The organism is Cellulomonas sp. P4_B5_2, assembly GCF_056402235.1.
Map to the genome: position 1 here is coordinate 1 of NZ_JBFUHU010000188.1, position 7,328 is coordinate 7,328.

Below are 7,328 nucleotides of genomic sequence, written 5' to 3' on the forward strand. Positions count from 1 at the left end.
TCCCGTCGGAGCCCGTCGACCGGTGCACGTCGAGGCGGGCGTCGCGATCGCCGTCGCGGTAGGGGATGTCGATCTCGGACACCACGTGCGCCGGGACGAACGGCGCGGTCGCCGTGAACCGCGCGTAGCCGTGGCGGTCCATGTTCCGGCGCATCACGACCGACGCCGGTCGGGGGCTCAGGCGCGCGGCGATGCCGACGCCGACGAGGCCCGCGACGAGCACGCCGAGCAGCCATCCGAACCCGAGCGCGATGCGCCTCATCCCTCGATGGTGCCACTCCCCACCGTCAGGCCCGCGTGAGCACCCCCGGCAGGGCGGTCCAGGACTCCGGCGCGAGGGTGATCACGGTGCTGCCGGTTGACGACTCGGGGCCGTCGACCTCCGACACGTGACGCTCCGCGACGGCGGCGGCGTGCTCCGGTCCCTCGACCGCGGGCTCGTCGTCGGCGGTCACCCGCACGCCCCGGCCGAGCGCGAGGGTGACGCCGGGGTGCGAGAGCTCGACCTCGACGGGCTCGGCCGACCGGTTCACCAGGAACAGCGCGACGTCGTCGCCGTCGAGCGTCGCCGCCGCGGTCACCACCGGGACGTCGCCGTGGGCGCTCGTCGAGAACGTCGGCCCGGAGACCCGCAGGTCGAGGGCGGTGCCGCGCGCGAGCCGGGCCGTCGTCGCGAAGGGGTGGAACGTGGGCTGGCGCCAGGCCGGTCCGCCGGGCTCGGTCATGATCGGCGCGATCACGTTGACCAGCTGGGCCAGGCAGGCCACCGGGACGCGGTCGGCGTGGTTGAGCAGGGTGACCAGCAGGTCGCCGACGACGACGGCGTCGAGCGCCGAGTAGACGTCCTCGATGATGCGCGGGGCGTCGCGCTGCAGGGGGAGGTTCTGCTCGCCGACGAAGCGGGACTTCAGGTACCAGACGTTCCACTCGTCGAACGAGATGGTGACGACCTTGTCGGAGCGGCGGCGCGCGGCGACGGCGTCGGCGGAGGCGACGACCCGGCGGATGAACCGGTCCATCGACGTGCCGGACCCGAGGAACGAGGCGCGGTCGCCGTCGAGCTCCTCGTAGTACGCGTGCATCGACAGGTGGTCGACCACGTCCCACGTGTGCTCGAGGACCGTCTGCTCCCACGAGCCGAAGGTGTCCATCATCATCGACGACGAGCCGCAGACGACCAGCTCGATCGACGGGTCCACCAGCCGCATGGCCTTGCCGGCCTCGGCGGCGAGCCTGCCGTACTCGTCCGCGTCCTTGTGCCCGATCTGCCAGGGGCCGTCCATCTCGTTGCCCAGGCACCAGAGCGTCACGCCGTACGGCTTCTCGCGACCGTTCGCGATCCGCAGGTCCGCCCAGCGAGAGCCGGCCTCGCCGTTGCAGTACTCGACCAGCGCCGCGGCCGCCGCGACGCCGCGGGTGCCCAGGTTGACGGCCATCATCGGCTCGATGCCCTCGCGCTCCGCCCACTGCAGGAACTCGTCGGTGCCCACCGTGTTGGGCTCGATGGTCCGCCACGCGAGGTCGATGAACGGCAGGCGGTCCTCGACCGGCCCGACGGCGTCCTCCCACACGTAGTTGGAGACGAAGTTGCCGCCGGGGTAGCGGACCATGCTCACGCCGAGCTCGCGGGTCAGGTCGGCGACGTCGCGGCGGAAGCCGTGCTCGTCGGCGGTCTCGTGACCCGGCTCGAAGATGCCCGTGTAGACGGCACGCCCGAGGTGCTCGACGAAGGAGGCGAACAAGCGGCGGTCCACCTCGCCCACGCGGAAGTCGGGGTGCAGCAGGACGGTGGCGCGCTGGGACATCGGGTCTCTCCTGGATCGGGCGACGCTGCTCGGTGCGGGCGTGCTTCCTGTGTCGGCGGTGCGGCGGGCGGTGTGGCGTGCCGGGCCGGCCGCCTCCCATGATCCGTCGCCCCTGGGACCTGTGCGAGACGTGCCCCACGGCATAGGCTACCTATCGACGGACAACGCTTTCCGCACTGGTCCGCCGCAACGAGGCGACGACGACACCGAGGACACCCGTGACCGACCAGAACCCGACCGCACCCCGCCCCGCGTCGAGCAGCAGCACCGCCGCCGGCCCCGGCGTCATCCCCGAGTTCGCCGCCGCCCCCGAGGGCAAGCAGCTGCGGTACGCCGTCGCCGGCACCGGCCACCGCGCGGGCATGTACATCGGCGCGATCACCGGCGAGCACGCCGACGTCGCCACCCTGGTGGCCCTGCTCGACACCAACCCGGGCCGGATGGCGCACTACGAGTCCGTCGTGTCCGAGGCGCTCGGCCACCCCGCGTCGCTGCCCACCTACGCGCCCGACGGGCTCGAGAAGATGATCGCCGAGCAGTCGGTGGACGTCGTCGTCGTGACCGCGCCCGACCACGCGCACGCCGAGCTCGTCGCGCGGGCGCTGGCCGCGGGGGCCGACGTCGTCGTCGAGAAGCCCCTGACCATCGACCGGCCCGGCTGCCGACGGATCACGGGCGCGGTGCGCGAGACCGGCCGCGACGTCGTCATGACCTTCAACTACCGGTACGCCCCGCGGAACTCCTCCCTGCGCCAGGTGATCGCGTCGGGCGAGATCGGCGAGGTCACGTCGGTCCACTTCGAGTGGGCTCTGGACACGGTGCACGGCGCCGACTACTTCCGTCGCTGGCACCGCGAGAAGAAGAACTCCGGCGGCCTGCTGGTGCACAAGTCCAGCCACCACTTCGACCTGGTCAACTGGTGGATCGGCGACGTGCCCGCCCGCGTCTACGCCCGTGGCGGGCTCAAGTTCTACGGCGACCGCAACGCCGCCGACCGCGGGCTCGGTGCCCGGCCGTCGCGCGGCACCGGCGTCGTCGGCGACCCGTTCACGCTCGACCTCAACGACGACCCCCGCCTGAAGTCCCTCTACCTGGACGCCGAGCAGTACGACGGCTACCGGCGTGACCAGGACGTGTTCGGCCCCGGCATCACCATCGAGGACAACATGGCGCTGCTGGTCGACTACCGCCGTGGCGCGACCCTCACCTACTCGCTCAACGCGCACAGCCCGTGGGAGGGCTACCGCGTCACGGTCAACGGGACGGCCGGCCGCGCGGAGCTCGAGGTGGTCGAGCGAGGGGCCATCGAGCTCGACGAGTTCGGGAAGGCGGTGCTCGACCCGTCCGCGACGCCGACCTCCGTCGGCGACTCGCTGCGTCCCGAGGGGGAGCGGCTGCTCGTGCAGAAGCACTGGGAGCGGGCCACCGAGTCCGCGATCCCCGACGGCATCGGCGGGCACGGCGGCGGGGACGCGATCCTGCTCAAGGACGTGTTCCGACGACACCTGCGCGTCGCCGACGACGAGCTCGGCCGTCCCGCGGGGTACCTCGACGGGCTGCGCGCCGTGGCGGTCGGGATCGCCGCGAACCAGTCGCTCGTCACCGGGCTGCCGGTCACGATCGCGGATCTGGACCTCGGCGCGGACCTCGCCCTGTGACCGGCCTCTCCGCGCTCCACGACGTCGGCCGAGCGGTCGACGTCGTCGCCGGCGACACCACCCTCGCGCAGTACGTCTACGTCCCCACCGACGTGCAGCTCGAGAGCCCGCGCCCCTACCTGCACCCCGTCCGGACACGCGGCGGCGACCTCGTCACGGCGTACCGGCCGCACGACCACGTCTGGCACAAGGGCATCGCCTGGTCGCTGCCGGTGGTCGGCGAGCACAACTTCTGGGGCGGCCCCACCTACGTGCACGGGCAGGGGTACGTGCAGCTCGAGAACGACGGCTCGATGGACCACGTCGACCTCACCGCGCTGTCGGTGGCCCCCGATCGCGTCGACCTCACGCACACGCTCGCCTGGCACACGCAGGCGGGCGCGCACGTGATCGACGAGACGCGGTCGCTCGGGTTCGTCGTCCCCGCGGGTCGCGACGACGCCTGGGTGCTCACCTTCGAGACCTCCATGACCAACGTGTCGTCCGCCGACCTGACCATCGGCTCGCCCACCACCCGCGGGCGGGAGAACGCCGGCTACGGCGGGCTGTTCTGGCGCGGTCCCCGGTCGTTCACCGGCGGCACCCTGCTCGCCCCCGACTTCTCCGGCGGCGAGGAGATCCGCGGGACGCGCGGGCCGTGGATGGGGTTCGTCGGCCTGCACGACGGGACCGGGGGAGCGTCGACGGTCGTCATCGTCGACGGTCCCGGCAACCCCTCGCACCCGCCGCAGTGGTTCGCGCGCACCGAGCACTTCGGGTGCCTCAACCCGGCACCCTTCTTCTCCACCGAGGTCCCGTTCGCGCCCGGTGACACGCTCCGGTTCCGGTACGCGGTGGTGATCGCCGATGGGAGCTCCGATCCTGCGTCGGCCGCCTCGCTCGCGTCGCTCGGCAGCGGGATCCTGTCGGCATGAGCGGACTTCCCGGGGGCGTCTCGGTCAGCAACCTGCGCGTGTACGACTGGCCGGCGCCCGACGGCGTCGGCCTCGCCGGCAGCGGATCGCCGCACCTGCACGTCGTGTCCTCGGAGGCGTACGTCGTCCTCGGCGGCAGCGGCTCCGTGCACACCCTCGGCCCGTCGGGGTTCACCGTCCATCCGCTGCAGCCGGGCGCGATCGTGTCGTTCGGGCCGGGAGTCGTGCACCGCGCGGTCAACGACGGTGACCTGGAGGTCCTCGTCCTCATGTCGAACGCCGGCCTGCCCGAGGCCGGGGACGCCGTCCTGACGTTCCCCGCCTCCGTGCTGGCCGACCCTGCCGCCTACCGCGCGGCAGCCACCCTGCCCGGCGCAGGGGCGTCCGAGGACGAGATCGCCGAGGCCGCCCGTCGCCGGCGCGACCTGGCGCTCGAGGGGTACGCCCAGATGGGCGAGGCCGTCGACCGGATCGGCGCGGCCGCGGCGCTCCAACCCCTGCACGACGCGTCGACCCGGATCGTCCGGACCCTGGTGCCGCGCTGGCAGGACGTGTGGACGCGGACCGTCTACGCCGAGACCGAGACCACGGCCGGGGCGCTCGAGGGGCTCATCAGAGGCGTCGGGCAACACCTCTCTCGGGGATCAGTCACGGCTGTCGATGCAGCTCCCGCGCCGCGGCGGTACGGCATGTGCGGTCGACTGCAGACCTGGCCTTCGCCCGTCTGAGCCGCGCAGCCCGACGGTCCGGCTCGTTGTGCGCCACGATAGGAGCCCCACGGCAGATCGCGGAGGGCACATGGACGTCGAGCACCAGCGGTTCACCCGCGTCGACCGCTTCTTGCGGAACAGGGGTCCGGCGGAGATCCTCTACGGCGCGCTCGTGTCGAGCGTCGTCCTCGCGGCCACGAGCGCCGGCGCTGAGACCGGGGACATCGTCATCCTCGCCACCGCCCTGGTGTCCGTCACCTACTGGCTCGCGCACGTCTACGCGGACGCGGTCGGCGGACGCTTCGAGGACCAGGACCACAGCGCCGGCCACCGGCTCAGGCACGCGCTCCGCAACAACACCGGGGTTCTGCTGGGCAGCCTGCCGGTGCTCGTCGTGTTCGCGATCGGCAGGCTCGTCGGCATGGACGTCTACCGGGCGGCGTTCCTCGCGCTCTGGTTCACCGTCGCGATGCTCGCCGGCGTCGCCGCGCTCGCGGCACATCGCGCGGGGGTCCGAGGGCGCGCCCTGATCGGTGAGGTCGCGATCGCGGCCGCGTTCGGGCTGCTGGTGATCGTGCTCAAGTACGCGTTCATGCACTAGTCGCGCGAGCTCGGACGAGTTCGTCCCTTGCGTGCGACTCCATCGAGGTCGGCTCCTCGCTCGCTCGCGTACGACACCTGCCTGAGCGGTGGGGCTCCCGAAGTGCTCGGGGGTGACTCCTCGGCGGCCGCCTTGTCTCCCGGCGACGCACGTCGGCCGTCCTCGGGGCTGCTCGTCGTCGGCCGCACGGCGCTCTGTTCCAGGCGGTGGGCTGGCGTCGGCCCTGAGGGGCGTTCGTTGCTGGCGACGACGCGTCCCGTGGGGTCGCGGAAGGTGTAGCGGGCGCCGGGCGGTTCCAGCGTGGGGTGGTCCTGGGGCCTTCTCGACCGGGGGGCCACTGTGTGGCGGTGGATGGCCAGGTGGTGTTGGTGCACCTGGTGGTGGTGGAAGGAGCAGAGCAGGACACCGTTGCTGATGGAGGTGTCTCCGTTGTCACGGTCCCACCAGGCGATGTGGTGGATCTCGGCCCACCGGGCGTGCCGGTCGCAGCCGGGGAAGGCGCAGTGTCGGTCGCGGGCGATGATGGCGCGGCGGTGGGCGCCGGTGTAGAGGCGCGCGGTGCGGCCGAGGTTGACGGGTTGGTCGGCCGCGTCCATGACGATGCGGGTGATCTCGCAGTCGCACAGGATCTTGGCGACCTCGCTGGTCGGGATGGGCGTGCCGTCCTCGAGGGTGACGGCGGGGGCCGCGGCCAAGGCTGAGGCCGGGTCCGTGGAGCTGGGGGTGGCGTCGGTTCGTGCGGCGGGGCCGGTGTCCGGGGCGGCGGTGGCCGAGCCAGCGATGGCGTCGGGTGCTGGTCCGCTCGGGGGTGTCGTGGCGCGGCGGAGCGCGTGTGTGCGCAGGGCAGCGAAGGTGGCTTCGGTGATAAGCAAGCTGATCTGCGGGGGCACGGCGGCACCGGAGGCGGTGGTGGGCAGGGCCAGGATGCGGCGGGCGATCACGTCCAGCGCGTCCGCGCGGGCTTGTTCGGCGGTCCGCTCCTCCACCACCGTCCCGGTGGCGCCGGCGTGACCCGCTCCACCGACGACGGGCCGGCGTGTGTGGTCATCAGCGCCACTGCTGTCGGTCTCGCTGTCGCCCCTGCTGTCGATCTCGAGGGCGGTGGTGCCGGGACGTTCGCCGGTGGCTTCCAGGGCGAGGCGGAGTCGGTGTCCGGCGACCCGGTCGAGCAGACCGCGGATGTGGGTGCCGTCGGCCTGGTCGGACAGGTGCAGGAACCGGCGGGCGCGCTGGTTCTCGTGCGACCTGTCCCGGGCGGCGGGGTCGAGCTCGGCGACCATACGCTGCACGGACCGGGAGAACGTCGGCGCGTCCTGCGTGGTGCCCAGCCGCACGATCGCGTCCTGCACACCAGGGCTGGCGAGCGCGGCCCCGACCTGCTCGGAGGCACCAGCGGTGATGCGGGCGAACGCGTCCAGGTGTCCCACCGGCATCACCCCGGCGCCCACGGCGTCGGCCACCGCGGGCATGGCCGCGAGGACCTCGGCCTGGGCGATCTCCCTTCGCGCACCGGGCAACCCGGCCCGGCTGGCGGACCCGTGCGCGGCCTCGAACGACGGCACCCCGGGCCGCTGCCACGAGGCCGACTCCCGCTCGGCCAGCAGGACCGCCGACCGCACCGAGGCGAGCACCCCGTCGAC

Annotated in this window: 7 protein-coding genes; 4 read left to right on the top strand and 3 right to left on the bottom strand. The window is 72.9% G+C overall.

The features are described from left to right. Positions 1-262: hypothetical protein (locus AC1DUQ_RS14065; protein WP_477073993.1), on the bottom strand; the 262-nt coding region annotated here is incomplete at its 3' end. 25 nt (positions 263-287) lie between these two features. Next, positions 288-1,805, bottom strand: a complete 1,518-nt coding sequence (arfA, locus tag AC1DUQ_RS14070; RefSeq protein ID WP_477060981.1) for an arabinosylfuranosidase ArfA — start codon at positions 1,803-1,805, stop codon at positions 288-290. A gap of 218 nt (positions 1,806-2,023) precedes the next feature. Here arfA and AC1DUQ_RS14075 point away from each other — a divergent pair, with 218 nt between their 5' ends. The 4 genes from AC1DUQ_RS14075 to AC1DUQ_RS14090 all read left to right on the top strand — a co-directional run bounded on the left by AC1DUQ_RS14075 (position 2,024) and on the right by AC1DUQ_RS14090 (position 5,688). Continuing rightward, on the top strand, positions 2,024-3,463 hold the full coding sequence (locus AC1DUQ_RS14075) for a Gfo/Idh/MocA family protein (protein ID WP_477060982.1): 1,440 nt from the start codon (positions 2,024-2,026) through the stop codon (positions 3,461-3,463). Further along, positions 3,460-4,377, top strand: a complete 918-nt coding sequence (locus AC1DUQ_RS14080) for a DUF6807 domain-containing protein (RefSeq protein ID WP_477060983.1) — start codon at positions 3,460-3,462, stop codon at positions 4,375-4,377. The genes AC1DUQ_RS14075 and AC1DUQ_RS14080 overlap by 4 nt, the downstream gene beginning before the upstream one ends. Beyond that, positions 4,374-5,105, top strand: a complete 732-nt coding sequence (locus AC1DUQ_RS14085) for a cupin domain-containing protein (RefSeq protein ID WP_477060984.1) — start codon at positions 4,374-4,376, stop codon at positions 5,103-5,105. Before AC1DUQ_RS14080 ends, AC1DUQ_RS14085 begins: the two co-directional genes overlap by 4 nt. A gap of 70 nt (positions 5,106-5,175) precedes the next feature. Continuing rightward, complete coding sequence (locus tag AC1DUQ_RS14090) at positions 5,176-5,688, top strand: hypothetical protein (RefSeq protein ID WP_477060985.1); 513 nt, start codon at positions 5,176-5,178, stop codon at positions 5,686-5,688. On the opposite strand, the gene AC1DUQ_RS14095 is transcribed toward AC1DUQ_RS14090, so the two are convergent. Beyond that, a partial coding sequence (locus tag AC1DUQ_RS14095; protein ID WP_477073994.1) for an HNH endonuclease signature motif containing protein occupies positions 5,685-7,328 on the bottom strand: 1,644 nt, incomplete at its 5' end. The two genes, AC1DUQ_RS14090 and AC1DUQ_RS14095, sit on opposite strands and share 4 nt — an antisense overlap.

Excerpts from the sequence above, each read along its gene's own strand:
- AC1DUQ_RS14085 (WP_477060984.1), top strand. The coding sequence starts at position 4,374 with ATGAGCGGACTTCCCGGGGGCGTCTCGGTCAGCAACCTGCGCGTGTAC.
- AC1DUQ_RS14090 (WP_477060985.1), top strand. The coding sequence starts at position 5,176 with ATGGACGTCGAGCACCAGCGGTTCACCCGCGTCGACCGCTTCTTGCGG.
- arfA (WP_477060981.1), bottom strand. The coding sequence starts at position 1,805 with ATGTCCCAGCGCGCCACCGTCCTGCTGCACCCCGACTTCCGCGTGGGC.